This window comes from Pseudoalteromonas sp. NZS127 (assembly GCF_015864805.1).
GTDB lineage: Bacteria > Pseudomonadota > Gammaproteobacteria > Enterobacterales > Alteromonadaceae > Pseudoalteromonas > Pseudoalteromonas nigrifaciens.
Window position 1 is genome coordinate 1 of the sequence record NZ_JADYWN010000059.1, and the last position, 1,002, is coordinate 1,002.

The following is a 1,002-nucleotide window of genomic DNA, read 5'->3' on the forward strand; positions in this document are numbered from 1 at the left end:
GGTAGAACCCGGCGGTTTCGGTCTCGGCACTACGGTGGACATCATGCTGACCGACGGCAGCGTGCTGTGCGGCTGCATCCCGCAGATGGACGGTGACCTCTGGTGGCACGGGGCCGACACGGGCGCGAAGTTCATCGACCCGGTGTACACCAGCATCCTGAAGTGTCGAGTGTCGCAAAACGTTTAGTGTTTTTGCGCAAACGCGATATACTGCACGCCGCCAGCCAGAATTCCCCGTCACCCGCAGAGCCGCACGGTGGGGGCCTGACACCCCCATTTTTGCGGATGGGGTACAGGCTGGCGCTCCGTCAGGTCTCCACCATGCGGCGCCTTGCAGAAAGGTCGCCAGCCTTGTTCTCTCCTACCAAATTCCCCTGTACCGCCTGGTACGTCACCGCTTCGCTGAACGTGAAGCAGTTGTCTGTCTGCGGTGTCTATCCTGGCTCCATCAAGGGATACTTCAACTGCGACAAACCGTCGCTCCTGCACCAGGGGGGCCTGTTCGCCACGCGCGATGAGGCCATTGCCGAGGCCGAGCGCAAGCTGGAAAAGATGCACGACGCCTACGTGCGCGCGGGCCAGCGCTGGACGAAGGCGCGTGAAACCGTCTCNATGAGGCCATTGCCGAGGCCGAGCGCAAGCTGGAAAAGATGCACGACGCCTACGTGCGCGCGGGCCAGCGCTGGACGAAGGCGCGTGAAACCGTCTCCAAGCTGAAGGGCGGTGCGGCATGAACATCGAACAGGTCGCAATCTTCATCAGGGTCGATGGGCGAACCACTCTTGCACCAATCGACCCGAACATGGCTGAGGCTTTCGTGGGGATGCTCAGTGCGTTCCAGACCGGGACGCCCAAAGAAACGAAGCTGGTTGTACTGCCAAAACACACTGTAAAACAACTGGGCGCCATGACCGCAGCGCTTGCTCGTGAGATCGCCTTGCGCCAGCAGAGCAAGCAGAAGAAAGCCGAAAGCCCCCAAGGATGACCGACCATTTTCGCAAC

General features: G+C 61.0%; 2 protein-coding genes. One reads left to right on the forward strand and one right to left on the reverse strand.

What is annotated here, in order from left to right; translation table 11 throughout:
• Positions 1–187 (forward strand): DUF3085 domain-containing protein (locus I6E78_RS18390; protein ID WP_231618049.1); only part of this gene is annotated, 187 nt, incomplete at its 5' end.
• Between the two features lie 474 nt (positions 188–661).
• Here I6E78_RS18390 and I6E78_RS18785 read toward each other — a convergent pair.
• On the reverse strand, positions 662–1,002 hold a 341-nt coding region (locus I6E78_RS18785), incomplete at its 5' end, for a hypothetical protein (RefSeq protein ID WP_231618050.1).